We start from the raw sequence: 18,137 nt of genomic DNA on the forward strand, positions 1-18,137 counted from the left end.
GCGGCGCCCGGGGCAGGGGCCGGCCGGATCGGCTCTTCCGATCCGGCCGGCCCCTGCTTGCTTTCCGGCGCGTTCGCCGACCGGGCCACGCAGGGCTGGCGGAACCACACTCCGCGAATTTCGATAGCCCCCGTCAGGGGCTTGGCGTTGCGGGCTCATGTTCCTAACGTATGAGCAGAACATGAGCCTGACTCACATTCGAGGATTTGTGTGATCACTCACCACTCCGAAGCCCGCCTCTGGCTTCTGAGCACCCCCGGCACCTCCTACGCTTTCCGCCTTGGCGCCGACGACGTCCCCCGGCACGTGCACTGGGGCCGGCCGCTGACCCTGGAGCAGGCCGGCGCGATCGCGGCCGACCTGCCCGGCGAGGACCCCGGCGGCGACGATCCCGGCGGTGAGGAGTACGTGGTCGAGGGCGGCCTGCGGTTCGGGGCACCGTCGCTGACCGTCCGGTTCGACGACGGCGTCCGCGGCTTCGAATGGCGGTTCGTCTCACACACGGTCGAGGACGACCGGCTCACGCTCTCCTTCACCGACCGCGTCCGTTCCCTCGGTCTCGACCTGAACTACCGGATTCGGGACGGCCATGACCAGATCGAGCGCTGGGCAGTCCTCACCGCGGGTGAGCCGGTGGACGTCCTGCGGTTCGACTCCGCCGCCTGGACGCTGCCCATCCGCGACGACTACCGGGTCAGCCATGTGGTGGGGGAGTGGGGCCGGGAGTTCCAGCTCCGGCGCGACCGGGTGCCCGTCGGGGAGACCGTGTTCACCAGCCGCCTCGGCATCACGGGGCAGCACGCCGGGCCGTGGCTGATGCTCGACGCGCAGGACGCCGCCGAGGAGCACGGCGAGGTCTGGAGCGCGGCCCTGGCCTGGAGCGGCAGCCGCCGGATCACCCTGCGCCGCGACCCCTACGGCCGCACCTCCTGGACGGGCGGGTTCGGACACGAGGGCCTGGTCTGGAAGCTGTCCGCCGGCGAGGGTCTGGAGACCCCCGTCTTCACCGGCCTTTACACACCCGACGGCTTCGGCGGCACCAGCCGCCGCTGGCACGCCTACGTCGAACGTGAGGTGCTGCCCGCCCGCCCGGCCGAACGCCCGCTGATCTTCAACTCGTGGGAGGCGATCGAGTTCGACATCAGCGAGAAGCAGCAGACCGAGCTGGCCGATCTGGCCGCCGGGCTCGGCGTCGAGGTCTTCGTCGTGGACGACGCCTGGTTCGGCGCCCGCACCAGCGACATGGCCGGGCTCGGCGACTGGTGGCCCAACCCCGACCGGTTCCCGAACGGCCTGGGCCCGCTCGCCGACCACGTCCGCGCGCTGGGCATGGGCTTCGGCTTGTGGGTCGAGCCCGAGGCGGTCAACCCCGACAGCGACCTCTTCCGCGCGCACCCCGACTGGATTCTCTGCCAGGACGGCCGTGCCCGCACCCGGCGTCGCAACCAGTACGTGCTGAACTTCGCCCGCCGCGACGTCCGGGAATGGGCGGTGGAGTGGCTGATCAGGACCGTCACCGAGCTGGACGTGGCCTTCCTCAAGTGGGATATGAACCGGCCCTTCAGTGAGGCGGGGCAGCCCGGGGCCGCCGACCCCGACCGGGTCTGGATCGAGCACACCCGAGGCGTCTACGAGGTGATGGACCGGCTGCGCGCCGCCCGGCCCGGCCTGTACCTGGAGTCGTGCGCGAGCGGCGGCGGCCGGGCCGACCTGGGCGTGCTGGCCCGCGCCGACCAGGTCTGGACCTCCGACAACACCGACGCCGCCGACCGGGTCGCGATCCAGCACGGCCACTGCCAGCTGCTGCCCGCCCGGACCATGGGCGCCTGGGTCACCGACAGCCCGCACAGCTTCACCGCCCGCCCGACCTCGATCCGGTACCGCTTCCATGTCTCGATGGCGGGGGCGATGGGCATCGGCGGGGACCTGCGGAAATGGAACGAGGAGGATCTGGCCTGGGCCCGGATGCTCGTCGAGCAGTACAAGCGGATCCGGCCCGTGGTGCACGGCGGCGTCCAGTACCGCCTGGAGCACGACGCCGTGCAGTACCTCACCGAGGACGAGGTCGTCGTCTTCCAGTTCCAGCCGTCCGCGCTGACCCGCTCGGTCGCCCGCACCCGGCTCAAGGGCCTCGACCCCCACGCCCGCTACCGGGATGAAACCACCGGCGCCGTCCGCGAGGGCGCCGTCCTGCTCGGCCACGGTCTTCCGCCGCTGCTTTCCTTCGACCGGACGAGCGAGCTCGTCCACCTCAAAAGAGTGCCTCGATGAGCCTCGCCCCCGAGCGGCCCGAGGCCCTCGCCGAGCCCGTCCGCAAGGTCGGCCCCGGCTGGGTCGTCCTGTACGTCCTGGCGAACGCCGGGATGTACATCCCGCTGCATACGCCGACCACGTTCCTGATGCCCGAGCAGATCGCCAAGATCGACCCGGTGGGGAAGGTCGGCAGTTACGCCTGGGTCAGCATGACGGGCGCGATCTCGGGAATCGTCCTCGCGCCGCTGGCCGGCGCCCTCAGCGACCGCACCACCAGCCGGTTCGGCCGCCGTCGGCCATGGCTGGTCGTCGGCTCACTGGCCTGCATGGCGGCACTCATCTGCATCGGCGTCCAGACGACAGTCGCCGGGGTCGCCATCGGCTCTCTCGCGCTGTCAGCCGCCTTCATGATCATCGGTGCCGGGCTCGCCCCGGTGGCGCCCGACCAGGTCCCGGTCGGGCAGCGCGGCGTGGTGCTGGGCTGGGCCATGGTCCCGCAGGCCGGCGGAATGATCGCGGGCGGGCTGCTGGTCGGTCTTGTCACGGGCTTCTCGGCGCAGTACGTGCTGATGGCCGCGTTGCCGCTGCTGATACTGCTGTTCGCCGCCGCCATGAAGGATCCGCCGCTTCCCCGCCGGCGCCGCGAACCGTTCTCGCCGCGTGCCTTCCTGGACGGCTACCGGATCAGCCCACGCGAGCACCCCGACTTCGTCTGGGCGATGAGCTCCCGGTTCACCATGGGCCTCGGCTACGGGATGGGCACGCTCTACCTGCCGTACTTCCTGGAGGACGTCCTGCACTACGAGCAGTTGTTCCCCGGCCAGTCCACCGAGGACGGCCTGCTCATCGTGATCGGCGTCAACTGCCTGGCCACGGTCTCGACAGTCGTTCTCAGCGGCTGGCTCTCCGACAAGCTGGGCAAGCGCCGCATGCTGGTCTTCCTCGGCGGCGTCACGATGGCCATCGCCGCGGTCCCGCTCGCGCTGTCGCCCACGTGGACCATGACGTTGGTCGCAGCCGTCATCCTGGGCCTGGGCTACGGCGTGTACCTGGCCGTCGACACCGCCCTGGTCACCGAGGTGCTCCCGGCCTCGGCGGACCGCGGCAAGGACATGGCCCTGGCCAACCTGATGACGTCCCTGCCGTACGTTCTGGTTCCCCCCATCGCCTCGGTCGTGCTCGGCGGTCCGGGGGGCTACCGCTCGCTGTTCCTCTGCTCCGCGGGCATGTCCGTGCTGGGCGCGGCGTTGGTCTGGAAGGTCAAGGCCGTCCGCTGAGGCGTGTATCCGGTTGTGATCAAGGGGTGGTTCGCGCGAGGTCCTCGATCCAGGTCATGGCGGCGCGGATATGCGGGTCGACGAGGTGGCTGGGCCCGAGCAGGTCGGCCTTCAGCCGGAGGCGCTGGCGACGCCGGAGGTGGCGTCGCTCCTCTCGGGCGGGGGGATTCTGCCGAGCACCCGTCTCAGCCCTGCCACCGCCGTGACAGGGGCAAGGTTCACCGTCGTCCTGTTGGGCGGAGCGCCGTCATCCTCGCTGTCCGGCATGACCAGTGCCGACTGCCGCTCCTCCAGCTCGTTCTGCTTGCCCGGAGACGGACTCGCACGCAACTGCTCGAATCCGGTCGCCGATATCGGCCCCGACGTGTGCTGTTCCGTCACGGCAGCACCCCAGCCCGCCCCGCGCGCAACAGCAGCTGATCGACGAAGGCCGGCAGCGCCCGCGAAGCGCGCCTTGACCGCCCACCGAGGTGCCAGTCACGGGAGTCGATCGTTCAGATAGCTGTTGAGGACCCGTTTGCACTCGGCGATCAGCTGGGCGTCGCCCTGCGGATCGACGCGGAAGGCGAGTTTCAGCACGCTGTCCGCACACTCCAGGGCCACCCGCACGGCGATCTCGAGTTCGGCGTCGTCCTGGCCACCGGCCAGGGAGGCTGCCAGCGAGCGCAGTCGTCCGGCGACCGCGGTGTTGTTGTCCAGGGTCGGCTCCAGGATGTGGTCCTGCCCCGCCGCACCGAAGTCGACCACGCCGAACCCGGTGATCGTCCGGCGCATGGTGACGAACTCGTCGACGGTCACATCCACGATGGCCGAGATGCCGTCCGGCGCCTCACGCTCCAGCCGGTCCGCGACCCGCTCCAGGAAGGATTCCAGATTCCGGGCGGCGAGCGCGCCGATCAGCCCCTCCCGGTCCGAGAAGAACTGGTACAGGGTGCCGATGGGCACCTCGGCTCTGCGGGCCACCTCCTTGGTGGTCAGCGCGGCATAGCCGACCTCGTCCAGGAGTTCGGCGCAGGCGTCCAGCAGCCGTTCGAAGCGTTCGGCACTGCGTTTCTGGACCGGGAGCCGGCGCAGCGTCCCTGTGGTGCGATCTTGATTCACGCTTCCATCATCCCATCGAGCCAACTAACATGAGTCATGCTCATGTTCTAGGAGGTTGGATGTGGCCCTGGACCATTTCCCCGCGAACTTCATCTGGGGCGCCTCGACGGCGTCGTATCAGATCGAGGGCGCCACGAAGGAGGACGGCCGCGGACCGTCGGTATGGGACACCTTCACCGCCCGACCCGGCACAGTCCGCGACGGGCACACCGGTGATGTGGCCTGCGACCACTACCACCGGTACGAGGAGGACATCGAGCTGATGGCCGAGGCGGGTCTCACCGGCTACCGCTTCTCCATCGCCTGGCCCCGGATCCAGCCGACCGGCACAGGCGAGGTCAACCTCCGGGGCGTGGACTTCTACGACCGGCTGGTCGACGGCCTGCTCGCACGTGGCATCGAACCTGTCCCGACCCTGTTCCACTGGGACCTCCCGCAGGGCCTCGAGGACGGCGGCGGCTGGCTGAACCGCGACACCGCGCACCGCTTCGCCGAGTACGCCGCCGTCATGGCCGGCAGGCTGGGCGACCGCGTCCAGAAGTGGATCACCCTCAACGAGCCGTTCGTCCACATGGTCTGGGGCTACGGCCTCGGCACCCACGCGCCGGGCCGCACCCTGCTCCTGGACTGTCTGCCGGTCGCCCACCATCAGCTGCTCGGCCACGGTCTGGCACTGAGAGAACTGCGGGCGCGCGGCCTCCAGGTGATGATCGCGAACAACTGCACCCCGGTCTGGCCCGCCTCGGACGCCCCCGCCGACCGCGCCGCCGCGCGAGCCTATGACAACCTGCACAACCGCCTGTTCAACGACCCGATCCTCACGGGCACCTACCCCGACCTGTCGGCCTTCGGCGCGGACGCGACCCTCGGCGGCTCCGTCCGTGACCGCGATCTCGAACTGATCTCGGCCCCCCTGAGCGCGCTCGGCATCAACTACTACAACCCCACCCGGATCCAGGCGCCGGCGTCCGAGGGGCTGCCGTTCGAGGAGGCCCCCATCGAGGGCTACCGCCGCACCGCCTTCGACTGGCCCGTCGTCCCCGACGGGCTACGGGAACTGCTCGTCGGCCTCAGGGAGCGGTACCCGGCGCTCCCGCCGGTCTACATCACGGAGAACGGCTGCTCGGCCGAGGACGTCGTCAACGCGGACGGCACCGTCCTCGACCCCGACCGCATCGACTACTTGGACTCCCACCTCCAGGCCGTCGACGCCGCCGTGGCCCAGGGCGTCGACGTGCGCGGTTACTTCGTCTGGACCCTGATGGACAACTTCGAATGGGCCGAGGGCTTCCAGCAGCGCTTCGGACTCGTCCACGTCGACCACGACACCCAGGTCCGCATCCCGAAGGCGTCCTTCGCGTGGTACCGCGACCTCATCCGCGCTCAGCGCGGTCGAGTGGAGCCGGATCGACTGGACGGTTGAGGCGACCGCGGTGTCGAGCACGAGCGCGCTGACCTTGGACGGTCATGCGCGCCGCTCGGCCTCGGACGTGTTGCTCACGACGGGGACCGGCGATGGCCACTCTGCGGTACGAGGGCGATCCACAGTCCGACGACGGTGGCTACTTCCTCGTCGACCCTTTCGAGCCTGGCGGAGACGGATGTCTCGACGAGCCGGCCAACCAGATCGGTCCGTGGCGAGGCGAGGCGCCGTTGTCCGGGTCCTGCCCCATGTACGCCCGCTCCGGCGAGCCGTGGTCCATCAGCGGGCAACCCCTGGGGTCCCCGACTCCCTCGTGAACGTCACGCCCGCGTCAGAAGCGGGCCCGGGGCGGCGCGGGCCGCCCGCGTCCGCATGCGGCCGGCCGCAACGGCTATGCTCGGGCGCCTTGGCAGCGAACGCGCCTGAACTCCGGCGGCACCGGCCCGGCCATCCGCCCGCAAGGCCGGGCCGGCTCAGGAAGGGACCCAACGCTCTTGACCGCGTACACGCTGCGCCCGATCGGGCACGTCGAGTCGGCGCTGACCGATCGGGCGGCGGCACCCCGGCAGCCCGATGAGGGGGCCCCCGACGCCTGGCTCGTCTTCGACGACCGGTACGCCCCCGCCCTGAAGGGGCTGACTGCGGGCACCGACGTTCTCCTGCTCACCTGGCTCGACCGCGCCGACCGCGACACGCTCACCGTCCACCCGCGCGGCGACGCCACCCGGCCGCGCGCAGGCGTGTTCGCCACCCGCGCTCCCGACCGGCCCAACCCGATCGGCCTGCACGTCGTCCACGTCCTCGCGATCGCGGACACGCGCGTGCACGTCCGCAACCTCGAAGCCCTCGACGCGACCCCGATCCTGGACGTCAAACCCGTTATGGACCAGGGTCGGTGACATCGGTTCATGGTGAAACCCATGAACCGTCGCGTACGCTGCATCGCCGCCGAGGAGTGACGAGAGCCTCACGTCCATCCGGCTGGAATCCCTTGCACCGCCTTGAGGCCGGTCCGAGGCCTTGGTCTGGACTTGGGCCCTGGAGCCGTGTTCTGATGCCAACTGCCGCTGCTGACAACGTTGTACAGACCAGAGCACCGAGCCGCCGCCCTTCCTCGGCCAAGGAGGACTCGTGCGCATCAGATCGTTCAGTCCGTTCAGACCGCGCATCACGTGCGGGCCGCTGAGAAGCCGTATCGCCCTGCTCGTCGTGGCAGTGCTGAGTGTCGCGGGACTGGCCGCCGTACCTGCCGCGACGGCCGCGGACGACTCCGCCGAGGTTCACGGCCTCAAGGGTGAGTACTACACCCAGTCCGCCCCCGGCGCCTTCGACTTCCACGAACTCAAGGCCACCGGCTTCGATCCGCAGCTCGACTTCGACTCCCTGGAGTCCCGGCTGACCTCCGCCACCGGCCGGTCGGACGACGTCAGTGTCCGCTGGACCGGCCGGATCGTGCCGCGGAAGACCGGCCCCACCACCTTCTCGATCACCGGCGACAACGGTTTCCGCCTGTGGGTCGGCGGCAAGCTCGTCATCGACCACTGGGTGGACGACTGGGACCGGGAACAGACCAGCCGGCCCGTGGAGCTGACCGCGGACACGGCTTACGACATCAAGGTCGAGTATTTCGAGCACTACGGAGGCTCGAACCTTCATGTGCGCTGGACACCGCCCGGCGGTACGAAGACGGACATCCCGCAGTCCGCGTTTCTGCTGCCGGACGGCTACGACTACAACGGTGCCATCGCCACCACGGTCCTGGGGGACGGACGGACGCTCCGGCTCGACTTCGCCCAGGAGCTCCAGGCGCCCCCGGCCGGACTCGCCGACCACCTGACCGCTGTGATCGGCGGCGCCACCTGGCCACTCGGCGAGGCCCGGCCGAATCAGGCCGACCCCACGTCGTTGCTGGTCGCGCTCAGGGAGCCCGTCGTCGGCAACAAGACCGGTACCGCGCGCGGCACCGCCGATGTCCGCTACGACGGGGCGGGCGGCCTGACCGGTACGGATGGCAACGTCGTCAGATCCTTCTGGAGCAGCGGGGCCAACCACTCGACGTACGAACTGCGCACCCGGTGGGCCGACGACGTCACCCCGGGCAACGCCCACCGCGAGTACCCAAGACCGCAGCTGACCCGCGGCGACTGGCAGAACCTCAACGGCAGGTGGCAGTTCGCCGCGGCCAAGGCGGGCGAGCGGCCGCCGGTGGGCAAGGACCTCGCCGAGAGGATCCTCGTCCCGTACCCCGTGGAGTCCCAGCTGTCGGGCATCGAGCGGCACGAGGACCGCATGTGGTACCGGCGCACCTTCACCGTCCCGGCCGACTGGCGGATCGGTTCCGGCAAACGGTTGCGGCTGAACTTCGGCGCGGTCGACTGGCGGACGGAGGTCTTTGTCAACGGCACCAAGGTCGCCGAGCACCGGGGCGGCTACGACAAGTTCAGCGCCGACATCACCGACGCGCTCAAGCCGGGCCGTGCCCAGGAACTGATCGTCGGCGTCCACGACCCGACCGACGCCGCGAGCGGCGAGAACCCGCCCCTCGGCAAGCAGCGCCTGGACCCCAGCGGCATCTGGTACACGCCCTCCTCGGGCATCTGGCAGACGGTGTGGCTGGAGCCGGTCGCGGCCGACCACGTCGATTCGCTGCGGCTCACCCCGGACGTGGGCGCGGGCACCCTGACCGTCGAGCCACGAGGCGTACGGGACGGCCTCGCGGTCACGGCGACGGCGTACGAGGGCAGACGGCGGGTGGCCACCGTCACCGGACGCAGCGGCACCCCGCTCACCCTGAAGATCCACAACCCGCGCCTGTGGTCCCCCGACGACCCGTTCCTCTACGACCTGAAGGTGAGAGTCGGCTCCGACCGCGTCGGCAGCTACTTCGGGATGCGCTCCATCGCCGTCGAGAACGTCAACGGCACCCCCCGCACCGTCCTCAACGGCAAACCGGTGTTCATGATGGCCACCCTCGACCAGGGCTTCTGGCCGGACGGTCTGCACACCGCCCCGAGCGACCAGGCCCTGGCCTACGACCTGCGGATGCACAAGGCCATGGGCTTCAACGCGGTCCGCAAACACATCAAGGTCGAACCGGACCGCTGGTTCTACTGGGCGGACCGGCTGGGCCTGCTCGTCTGGCAGGACATGCCGGCGATGACCGCCGGGGTGAACCCGGACCCGGCGTCCCGCGCCCAGTACGAGCGCGAGCTGAAGCAGATGATCGACGAGCACATCAGCAGCCCGTCGGTCGTCATGTGGGTCACCTTCAACGAGGGCTGGGGCCAGTACGACATCGGCCGCATCGCCGACCAGGCCAAGGCCTGGGACCCGACCCGGCTGGTCAACGGCATGTCGGGGCTCAACCTCGGCGCGGACGGCGGCACCGGCGACATCATGGACGAGCACGGCTACCCGAGCCCCGCCCTGCCCCCGCACCCGGACGGCAGACGCGCCCTGGTCAGCGGCGAGTACGGCGGCCTCGGCCTGGCGGTGCCGGGACACGCCTGGTCGGTCCAGCAGTCCTACGTCGACGTCGACCCGGCCACCTACACCGACGACTACCTCACCAAACTGGCCGAGGTGCGCGCCCTGGCCTGCCGGGGCGGCAACGGCGCGGTGTACACCCAGATCACGGACGTCGAGGGCGAGCTCAACGGGCTGCTCACCTACGACCGCGAGGTGGTCAAACCCGAGGTACGGCGGTTGAAGGCCGCCCACGAGGCGCTGATCGACGACGCGTCGCGGGCGGCCCCCGCCAACTGCGCCTGACCCGAAGCCGCCCGGCGAGCGCTCCCCGTCTCCCCGTCTCCGCCGTCTCGCCGGGCGGCCCGTCCGTACCAAGACCAGGCGGCGTGGTCACAGGCAGGCCAGGGCGCCGGGCGGTTCAGGTGACTCCAGGTGCGATCCCCGCCCCGGGGCGCGGACCGCCGCGGCGGTGGCGTCGAGCAGCCGTCGAGCAGTTCGGCGATGACGACCGCCCGAGCGAGCCCGGCGCCGGCGGCGCGGTACACCTCCAGGGCGTCCTCGTCGCCGCGCGTGGCCGCGTCGGCGACCTCCACCGCCTCCGGGCGAGGGGGAGACCCGTGGGCGGACCACTAGTAGTTCTTTGTTGGGTGGTCGGTACCGGGTACAGGCGATCAACTGTCTGCGCCGGCGTCTTGGGCGACGAGTTGTGCCATGCGCTCCATGCAGCGCATCCGGGCGGGAGAGAAGTCGTAGGGCATCTTGGTGATCGCCTCCGCGGCGCCCATCCGGGTGTCCTCATCCTCTGCCAGGTCGGCGTCGTAGGTCTCGAAGAGCTCGTCATCGGCCGTGTCCAGCCCGGCTGCTGTGATGGCCTGCATGAGGGCCATGTGGTGGGTGTACCGCTGTTCGGCGATTTCCTCGACGCGCGGGTCGTCGGGGTCGACGCCGTCGTCGAGGGCGGCCTCAGCCTCGTCGAGACGGTCCTCCTCGGCCCGTAGGTCGGGATGGGTGGCCAGCACGATGTACACGCTGGCCTGTATTGCGGAGCCGAGCGGACCGAAGATCCGTTCCGTGACCAGCAGGGCCTCCATGTCGGAGGCGCGCAATGCGCCAGGGGGCAGGTGGCTGAGCCGATCCGTCACCAGCTCGGAGAGCAGGCCCTGCGGGCTGCCCACAGCCCGCAGGCGCCCGACGGCCGCGCGCTGACGTTTGATGTCGGCCTCCTGGGCAGCCAGGGATTCCTCCAGCCGGCCCAGGGTCTCCTCGATGTCCCCGGATTCGTCGAAGGCGGCTCGCATGTCGTCCAGACTGATGCCGACCTCCGCCATTCTGCGGATCCACAACAGGCGGATCATGTCGTCGTATCCGTAGCGGCGCCGGCCGTCCCCACCGCGCTCGGGTTCCGGCAGCAGACCGATCTGGTGGTAGTGGCGGATAGCGCGCGGGGTGGTCCCGGCGAAGGCGGCAGCAGCGCCGATCTTGACCCGGCGGGGCGGTGTGACGGAGGGGTACATCGCAGACGGAGCCTTTCGTACTGTGGTGCCTCGACGACACCACATGCCGCTACGGCAGGTGCAACAACGCACCCGCCACCAAACCCACATCCCCGCTGATCTTCCCGGGCCGCCGGGCAGGCCAGCCTGCCCGCCCCGACCACCTGTCCGCGTTCCTCCATGAGGTCGGCGTCCCGGCCGCCGCCGCCCGCGGCGCCGCCATCCGACAGCAACTCCTCGAACTGCCCGCCCCCGTCGTTGCGGACGCTCTCGGCTACCACGACAAGACCACCGGCCGCCTCCTCAGGGAGACCGGCGGGACATGGAGCCGATACGCCCCCGGTGACCGCACACGGTCAGCAGAAGGTTGGACCCCGCCCCCGCGACAGTCCGTTCTCATGAGTCACGAGGCGAGGTGGGCAGACGCTCCGTATCGCCGCCAAAGGGCAGGAACACGGCTCGGGTGGCGAGGAGCCACTCGCCGTCGACCTTCTGAAATGTGTCCTCGTAGTGGCCGACGTTGGCGGGGAGACGCGGCGGAAGCATCCCGTCAACGTAACCGTCGACACGGTAAGTCGCCAGGTATGAGGTCGCGGTCGCCGTCGTCGCGGAGCACACGGTGACGAGGATGTTCGTCATCATGCGACGCGACAACCGGTCCGCCGGCCGAGAGCCGAAGTATGCGCGCAACGCTTCCCGGCCCTCGATACGACGGCCTCCGTGGGGCCACTCCCAGACCCCGTTGGCGGTGAACAGATCGGCTACCGAACCAGGGTCTCCAAGATCGAGACGGCGGACGAAGTCGACGATCAGACGCTCGCAAGCTCGCTCCGCGAGCAAGCGGTCCATGGGGCCAATCGCTTCACCGATCACCGTCACTTCCTACCAGTCCCGCCCCGCTACCGCACAACGCCTTTCCCAGCTCCCCGACCACGGTCCGTCAAGGACACCATCCGAGGGCGGGGGACTGGTGACAGTTGAATACCCGAGCCCACCAGTACCAAGGCCTGACCACCCGCGAGCCCGAGCACCTCTTCCGCAGCCCCTGCGGCACACCGGCGTCGACCGCGGACCGGAGGCACATCCGGGCCCTGCTCCGAGCTCCAGCTCCTTCAGGAGGTACGCCGCGCCGACCTGGACGGTGTCGCGCTCGGGGAAGCCGCCCGGTGTGTCCCCAGCCGTGAGGAGGCACAGGTGCGGGCTGCTTTCCGAAGCCTGCTGCGGAGGCACGAGCTGCGTATCGATCTCACGCGCCCGCTGCATCGCCCAGCCATGAGACAAAGCAGAGCAGGGCGGTGCATCTTGCCCGGCATCATGGCCTGGTGACCACATGGATGCGCTGCTACTGGGACGAGGACGACGTCTGGTTCTACTTCGAGGTCGACGCCGAGGGCTGGGTTACCCGGCAGGTCGAACTCCAAGGGCCTGAGCTGACACCGATCGCAGCCGCCTCCCTCGCCGAGTGGCAGCAGGCCCACGACGCCGGCCGCCTCGATGAGTACGACAGCAGGTTCGGGTTCACAGCCGAGCTGCCCGTCTCGGAATGGGAAGGCCACGACCCCGAGCAACTCACCTCCGCGGAGTTCGAGGAAGTCTGGGGCCTGCCCGTCTGCAGATCGCATCCCGGCCCCGCTGACCTCTCGGCGCCGCGGAGGCTTCTTGGCATCATCTCGGCATGACCCCGTCCCTTCCCCGCACTGTCCGAGCCGTCGACACCGCTCAGCTCCTGGACCTGGCCCAAGAAGCCGCCAGGCCACGCGGCCGGGCCAGGAACGGCCCGGTTTCGTCGGTGTAACGCGAGAACGGCTGATGCCGAGTTCAGGAAACAGATGTTGATCAAGCGGTTCCAGAATGTTGTCGAGTTCCGAGAACGGCTCGCCGAGAAACGGCGTTGTCAGTGGGTTCTGCCAGGGTGTGCTTCGTGGAGGAACTGGTGGAGCGTGTCGACTGTCAAGGTCGTGTCCTGGGGGTGGTCACCCGTCGGCAGGCCATCCGGGAGGGTTGGCTGCATCGAATCGCTGCGACGGTGTGTCGTGATGAGCGTGGCCGGATCCTCGTCCATCGGCGGTCGGAGCAGCTGTCGCGCTTCCCCGGGCTCTATGAGGTCATGGTCGGTGGCGCCGTGGACGTCGGCGAATCCTACGAACAGGCTGCCGCGCGGGAGCTGGCCGAAGAGCTGGGCATCCGCGGCCTGCCGCGCTTGCTGTTCTCGTTCATCAACCTTAGCGGCTTGAGCCCTCACTGGCTTGGCGTGCATGAAGCCGTGGTTCCGGACGCTGTGACCTCTGATCCCGATGAGGTCGCCTGGCATGGCTGGCTGACCGAGTCGGAGCTTCACTCGGCCCTGTTGAGGTGGCGCTTCACTCCCGACAGCCACGAAGCCCTCAGCCGGTATTTCGCGTTCCGGACCGCGCAGTCCTGACCTGTCTCGCCTCTTCGATCGGACCCCTCAGCCCAGGGACTGTTGTTCGGCTCGGGCGCGAGTTTCACCGGCCCACCACCTGACATCGGACGGTTGAGGAAGTCGGTGGTGACCGCCGCGGCGACCTCTTCGCCCCGGGCCGGTGATATGGATCGCGGAGACCTTCTCCTGCGGTGCGATCGGGGCCGCGACCTGCTGCCCCACCCGCCGGCTCGCGTCGTCCGTGGTTCACGGGGCCTTGCCGTCCGGCGGCGTCCCCATCGCCGCGAACCGTTCCGGCTCGTCGTCGATGTTCGCCAGGACCGTCCATTCCGGCTCCGTGATCGGGCCGCCCCGCCGCCTCATCGGCTCGATCTCCAGAGCGCGGTCACCGATCGTGAACTGCCCGCGCGTCTGTTGTCCGATCGGTCACGGTGTCTCACCACCAACTGCGAGCCCGGGCACGGCACCTGGGGCCGCGACGGGACAGCCCCCCATTAACGGCGCTGCAGCGCGCACCCGCCCCCGCCGCAGGCGAACCAGCTACTACCCGACACAGCTGAGCGCCCCGCTGCCGTCCACCCCTCACCACCGGCACGAGGCAACGCACGCGGGTTCTCGGCGGCGTCATCAACGAGTGCGGATACGCAGGCTGACCAGCAGCGGCGATTTGCCGAGTGTCCACCCCGCGGCCGAAGCCCAGGCGGAAGGACACCGGGAGGCTGGGCGACCACCCGCCGACCCCCGCGGCCGCGGCCGACGGTGGATCTTCGGCTACGGACTTTGTCAGAAGCGTTGACGAATATCCGCAAGCCCTCCTACCTTCATGGCGTCATGCATCGTACGTCATATATGAGAGGCGTAATGCCCGAATTGGGGACTCTATGTCCGTTACGCTACAGGGTCACCTCAGGCGCATTGACCGCCTCGGCCGACAGCCGGGCCGCATGATCGGACAGCGGTCACTCATTCACTGACGATGTGAGATGCGGCCCGTTCACCGCCAAGATCCCGGGCCGCGAAAGAGAGTCAGCACGCTCCCTCTGTGGGGGAGCCTATCCAATTTCGGGAGCGATGTGCCCCTGTCAAGCCTGCCCATGCCCAAGGCCGGGAACTCCCCAGCATCACCGGCTCGGCAACGCAGCAGCATGCGATGGACGGTCGTCGGTTTCTCGGCGCTCGGCCTCACGATCGCCTATCTCGACCGCGCCGCACTGAGCGTGGCGATGCCCCACATGTCAGACGAGTTCCACATCAGCTCCGCCGTACAAGGGGTGATGCTTTCAGCGTTCTTCTGGACCTACGCCCTGTTCCAAATTCCCTCCGGATGGCTGCTGGACCGCTTCGGTCCGAGGGTCATCTACCCCATCGCGGTCGGCTGGTGGTCGATCTGGACGGCGCTGACGGCCCTCGCGCGGGGCGTCGGGTCGGTCATGGTGTTCCGCCTCGGCCTCGGTATCGGCGAGGCGCCGGTGCAGCCGGCGAACGTCAAGGTCGTCTCGCGGTGGTTTCCGCGCAAGGAACGGGCGTTCGCGTCCAGCCTGTTCGACATGGGCCAGCAGATCGGTACGGCCCTGTCGATCCCGGTGGTGACGGCGCTGACCCTGTACGGCGGCTGGCGGCTGTCCTTCGTCGTCATCGGTCTGGTCGGCCTCCTGTGGATCGTGGGGTGGGCCGTCGTCTACCGCGAGCCCGAGGAGCACCCGCGGGTCTCCGCGACGGAGCTGGCCCATATCCGGTCCGACCAGGGCGGAGAGACGCCCGCGGAAGTGGCCGGCGGCACCGTGCCGTGGCGGGAGTTGCTGAGCGACTCCCAGGTGTGGGCGCTGACGGTCGGCTATGTGTTCCGCTCGCTGGCCGGGGCGTTCTTCCTCACCTGGTATCCCAGCTATCTGCTCGACGACCGCGGATTCTCCGAAGCGGACTTCGGCATGGTGGGGTGGATCCCGTCGCTGATCGCGATCGGCTCCACCGTGCTCGGCGGCATCGTGTCCGACCGGATGCTGGCGTCCGGGGCTTCTCCGAACCTGGCCCGGAAGGTACCCATCGTCGCCGGGCTCGGCCTGAGCGCCTGTATCGGCTTCGCCCCGTTCATCCAGAGCAATGTGGTGCTGATGGTGATCCTGACCGTCAGCAGCGCTGCCCACTCCTTCGCCGGGGCGGCCATCCTGAGCCTCCCGGCGGAAGTGGCGCGCTCCTCGGAGTGCGTGGGCGCGGTGGCCGGTTTCCAGAACTTCGGCTCCCAGGTGGGCAACCTCCTCAGCCCCATCGCCATCGGACTGTTCCTGGCGTCCAGCGGCGGATCCTATGTGGGGCCGCTGCTCGGCGCGGCGGTCAGCTGTCTGGCCAGCGCGGCGATCTACCTGTTCTGGGTGCGCGTCAAGCCCGTCGCGAAGCGGGGCGAACACCCCACGGACCCCGCCGATCAGAATGAAGGGACCACCCCGTGAACGCCTCGTTCAACACCACCCGCCTGGTCGAGCGGCTCGGCACCGTGATCGGGATCCCCGTCGTCCCCTACGACGCGGAGGGGACGGTCGACCTCGATCTGACCGTGTCGCTGGCGACCCGGCTGTTCCGCAACGGGGTCACCGTGCTGACGCCGAACGGCAACACCGGCGAGTTCTACGCCCTTTCCCCCGACGAACGCCGTCAGGTGCTGAGGTGCGTCCTCATGGCCCGCGACGCCCACGACGACGTGGCGCCGAACACCACGGCGGGTGGCACGGCAAACGGTGCACCACGCGCCACGACGATCGTCGCCGGAGTGGGGCTCGACCTCGAGACGGCCATCTCCGACGCACGTTTCGCCCGCGACTCAGGTGCGGACGCCATCATGATCCATCAGCCCGTCCTGCCGTACCTGACGCCGGACGGCTGGGTCGAGTACCACGTGCGCATCGCCCGATCCGTACCCGACATCGGCGTGTTGCCCTACCTCACCAAGCGCGCGGTCACCGGTGCGCACATCACCCGCCTGGTGGAACGGGCGCCGAACGTGGTCGGGCTGAAGTACTCCGTCCCCGATCCGGCCGTGTTCGCCACCACCCGGGCGGAGGCCCCGGACGGACTGCTGTGGATCGCGGGCCTGGCCGAGTCGTACGCCCCGGCCTACTGGCAGGCGGGGGCACGCGCCTTCACCTCCGGCCTGGTCAACGTCGCCCCGGCGGTGTCCCTGGCGATGCTCACCGCGCTCGGCGGCGACGACTACGCCACCGCCACCCGGATCTGGCGGCAGATCCGCCACTTCGAGGAGTTGCGGGCCCGCGACGCCTCGGCCAACAACGTGTCGGTGGTGAAGGAAGCCATGCACCGGATCGGCCTGTGCCGCCGGGATGTCCGTCCCCCCAGCCACTCGCTCTCCGAGGCCCTCGCCCGCGAGGTCGCCGAGTCCATGGCGGGGTGGCACTCCCTGATACCCGAGGCGGCTCCCATCCCCGAGACCGCCGAGGAGCCTGTGGCATGAGGATCGAGTCCCTGCGGACCTACCGGCAGCGGGTCGGCGACCGGCCAAGAGTCCTCGTCAAAATCACCACCGAGGACGGGGTCGATGGGTGGTCGGAGGTGTACAACCACGGCCCCGACCTGGCCTATCCGCCCCTGCTGGACTATCTGTTCGAGCAGATCAAGGGCATGGACGCCCGGTCCCCGGGCCGGGTCAACCAGTTCCTCCTGCAGTCCGGCCGCTTCCCCCAGGGAGCCCTGGGCCTGGCCGCCATCGCCGCCATCGACCACGCACTGTGGGACATCGCGGCCAAGGCCGTGGGCGTGCCGGTCTACCAGTTGCTCGGCGGTGCCGTACGCGACCGGGTACGGGTCTACGCCGGGCTGTACTCGGCGCCGGACGTCGGCGAACTGGCCGAGACCACGACGGCGTTGCACGAGCGATTCGGGTTCACGGCCTTCAAACTCAGCCCCTACCGGACGGCTCCGCATCGCACCCGGTTCGGGCTCCTGGTCCGTGAACTGGGCGAGTACTTCGGTGAGGTCCGCGACCGCCATCCCGCCGAGTGGGAATTCGCCTTCGACGCGCACGCGTGTCTGTGGGAACCGCGGCAGGCGGTCGACCTCGGCGCCGCGCTCGCCCCCAACCAGCCCCTCTTCCTCGAGGAACCGGTGCGGCCCGAGCACATCCCCGCCTGGAGCCGGATCCGGTCCGAGATCGCCGTGCCACTGGCCACCGGTGAGTGCCTCTACTCCCCCCATGAGTTCCTCGCCCTGCTCAGCGCCGGCGGTGCCGATATCGTGCAGCCGGATGTCTGCGTCGTCGGGGGCCTCACCCAGATGGTGAAGATCGCCACCATCGCCGAAGCGCACTACGTCCCGGTCGCGCCGCACAATCCGCTCGGTCCGCTCGCGACCGCGGCGAATGTGCACTTCGCGGCCGCGACGACCAACTTCTCCATCCTGGAGTACAAGCCGGACGAGGTGTCGTGGTGCCCCGACCCCTATCTCCCCGTCGACGGACACCTGAACCTGCGCCCGGACCGCCCGGGGTGGGGGATCGAGATCGACGAATCCGCGCTCACGACGGACGACTGGGTCACCTGGAAACGAAAGGTGCCCATACGCCCTGACGGCTCGACCGCGTGGATGTGACCGGGAGATAACGCAAAACACTCCGACCAGCAAGGCCCCTTCACGGCAGCGCGGTGAAGGGGCCTCTGATCGCGGTGATGTCTTCGGTGTGCCGGGCTCATGTCCAGCAGGTGGGTAGGCAC

General features: G+C 69.5%; 13 protein-coding genes and 2 pseudogenes. 10 read left to right on the plus strand and 5 right to left on the minus strand.

Annotated features, from left to right (window positions below; genetic code table 11):
* The first annotated feature begins 210 nt into the window (after positions 1-210).
* Positions 211-2,271 carry an alpha-galactosidase gene (locus ABFY07_RS01675; protein WP_346172671.1) on the plus strand — a complete coding sequence of 687 codons (2,061 nt, stop codon included), beginning with the start codon at positions 211-213 and terminating at the stop codon, positions 2,269-2,271.
* Positions 2,268-3,530: an MFS transporter gene (locus tag ABFY07_RS01680; RefSeq protein ID WP_346172672.1), complete on the plus strand. Its 1,263-nt coding sequence runs from the start codon at positions 2,268-2,270 to the stop codon at positions 3,528-3,530. Before ABFY07_RS01675 ends, ABFY07_RS01680 begins: the two co-directional genes overlap by 4 nt.
* Before the next feature lie 111 nt (positions 3,531-3,641).
* Here the strand turns inward: ABFY07_RS01680 and ABFY07_RS01685 are convergent, their stop codons facing one another.
* On the minus strand, positions 3,642-3,911 hold the full coding sequence (locus tag ABFY07_RS01685; RefSeq protein WP_428836829.1) for a DUF6191 domain-containing protein: 270 nt from the start codon (positions 3,909-3,911) through the stop codon (positions 3,642-3,644).
* Between the two features lie 96 nt (positions 3,912-4,007).
* Complete coding sequence (locus tag ABFY07_RS01690) at positions 4,008-4,631, minus strand: TetR/AcrR family transcriptional regulator (RefSeq protein WP_346172673.1); 624 nt, start codon at positions 4,629-4,631, stop codon at positions 4,008-4,010.
* A 61-nt stretch (positions 4,632-4,692) separates the two neighbouring features.
* Here ABFY07_RS01690 and ABFY07_RS01695 point away from each other — a divergent pair, with 61 nt between their 5' ends.
* From ABFY07_RS01695 to ABFY07_RS01705, 3 genes are all read left to right on the plus strand, one after another.
* The gene (locus tag ABFY07_RS01695; protein WP_346172674.1) at positions 4,693-6,054 is read left to right on the plus strand and encodes a GH1 family beta-glucosidase; all 1,362 of its coding nucleotides are present in this window, start codon (positions 4,693-4,695) and stop codon (positions 6,052-6,054) included.
* 494 nt (positions 6,055-6,548) lie between these two features.
* Entirely contained in the window at positions 6,549-6,953 is a 405-nt protein-coding gene (gene tsaA, locus ABFY07_RS01700; protein WP_346172675.1) for a tRNA (N6-threonylcarbamoyladenosine(37)-N6)-methyltransferase TrmO, read from the plus strand.
* 268 nt (positions 6,954-7,221) lie between these two features.
* A complete protein-coding gene (locus ABFY07_RS01705; protein ID WP_346172855.1) occupies positions 7,222-9,825 on the plus strand; it encodes a PA14 domain-containing protein in 2,604 nt (867 codons plus the stop codon).
* A gap of 368 nt (positions 9,826-10,193) precedes the next feature.
* On the opposite strand, the gene ABFY07_RS01710 is transcribed toward ABFY07_RS01705, so the two are convergent.
* Positions 10,194-11,036 carry a MerR family transcriptional regulator gene (locus tag ABFY07_RS01710; protein ID WP_346172676.1) on the minus strand — a complete coding sequence of 281 codons (843 nt, stop codon included), beginning with the start codon at positions 11,034-11,036 and terminating at the stop codon, positions 10,194-10,196.
* A 375-nt stretch (positions 11,037-11,411) separates the two neighbouring features.
* A complete protein-coding gene (locus tag ABFY07_RS01715; protein ID WP_428836840.1) occupies positions 11,412-11,864 on the minus strand; it encodes a nuclear transport factor 2 family protein in 453 nt (150 codons plus the stop codon).
* Positions 11,865-12,349: 485 nt separating this feature from the next.
* Here ABFY07_RS01715 and ABFY07_RS01720 point away from each other — a divergent pair.
* Positions 12,350-12,651 (plus strand): annotated as a pseudogene (locus tag ABFY07_RS01720) (hypothetical protein).
* Positions 12,652-12,936: 285 nt separating this feature from the next.
* Positions 12,937-13,437 carry an NUDIX hydrolase gene (locus ABFY07_RS01725; RefSeq protein ID WP_428836830.1) on the plus strand — a complete coding sequence of 167 codons (501 nt, stop codon included), beginning with the start codon at positions 12,937-12,939 and terminating at the stop codon, positions 13,435-13,437.
* A gap of 86 nt (positions 13,438-13,523) precedes the next feature.
* Here ABFY07_RS01725 and ABFY07_RS43025 read toward each other — a convergent pair.
* Positions 13,524-13,842, minus strand: a pseudogene (locus ABFY07_RS43025) (DUF6192 family protein); the annotation flags it as partial.
* A 722-nt stretch (positions 13,843-14,564) separates the two neighbouring features.
* Between ABFY07_RS43025 and ABFY07_RS01730 the strand changes: the two are divergent.
* The 3 genes from ABFY07_RS01730 to ABFY07_RS01740 are packed head-to-tail and all read left to right on the plus strand — an operon-like array spanning position 14,565 to position 18,015.
* Positions 14,565-15,866 (plus strand): MFS transporter, encoded by a 1,302-nt coding sequence (locus ABFY07_RS01730; RefSeq protein WP_346172679.1) that lies wholly within the window; start codon positions 14,565-14,567, stop codon positions 15,864-15,866.
* Entirely contained in the window at positions 15,863-16,882 is a 1,020-nt protein-coding gene (locus ABFY07_RS01735; protein WP_346172680.1) for a dihydrodipicolinate synthase family protein, read from the plus strand. Before ABFY07_RS01730 ends, ABFY07_RS01735 begins: the two co-directional genes overlap by 4 nt.
* Complete coding sequence (locus tag ABFY07_RS01740; RefSeq protein WP_346172681.1) at positions 16,879-18,015, plus strand: mandelate racemase/muconate lactonizing enzyme family protein; 1,137 nt, start codon at positions 16,879-16,881, stop codon at positions 18,013-18,015. Before ABFY07_RS01735 ends, ABFY07_RS01740 begins: the two co-directional genes overlap by 4 nt.
* Positions 18,016-18,137 lie beyond the last annotated feature (122 nt).

It is taken from the genome of Streptomyces sparsogenes subsp. cuspidosporus (assembly GCF_039532705.1).
GTDB lineage: Bacteria > Actinomycetota > Actinomycetes > Streptomycetales > Streptomycetaceae > Streptomyces > Streptomyces sparsogenes.

Bases quoted from the DNA above. Each gene is read 5' to 3' on its own strand.
- ABFY07_RS01730 (WP_346172679.1), top strand. From the start codon at position 14,565: ATGCGATGGACGGTCGTCGGTTTCTCGGCGCTCGGCCTCACGATCGCC.
- ABFY07_RS01740 (WP_346172681.1), top strand. From the start codon at position 16,879: ATGAGGATCGAGTCCCTGCGGACCTACCGGCAGCGGGTCGGCGACCGG.
- ABFY07_RS01710 (WP_346172676.1), bottom strand. From the start codon at position 11,036: ATGTACCCCTCCGTCACACCGCCCCGCCGGGTCAAGATCGGCGCTGCT.
- ABFY07_RS01715 (WP_428836840.1), bottom strand. From the start codon at position 11,864: ATGGACCGCTTGCTCGCGGAGCGAGCTTGCGAGCGTCTGATCGTCGAC.
- ABFY07_RS01680 (WP_346172672.1), top strand. From the start codon at position 2,268: ATGAGCCTCGCCCCCGAGCGGCCCGAGGCCCTCGCCGAGCCCGTCCGC.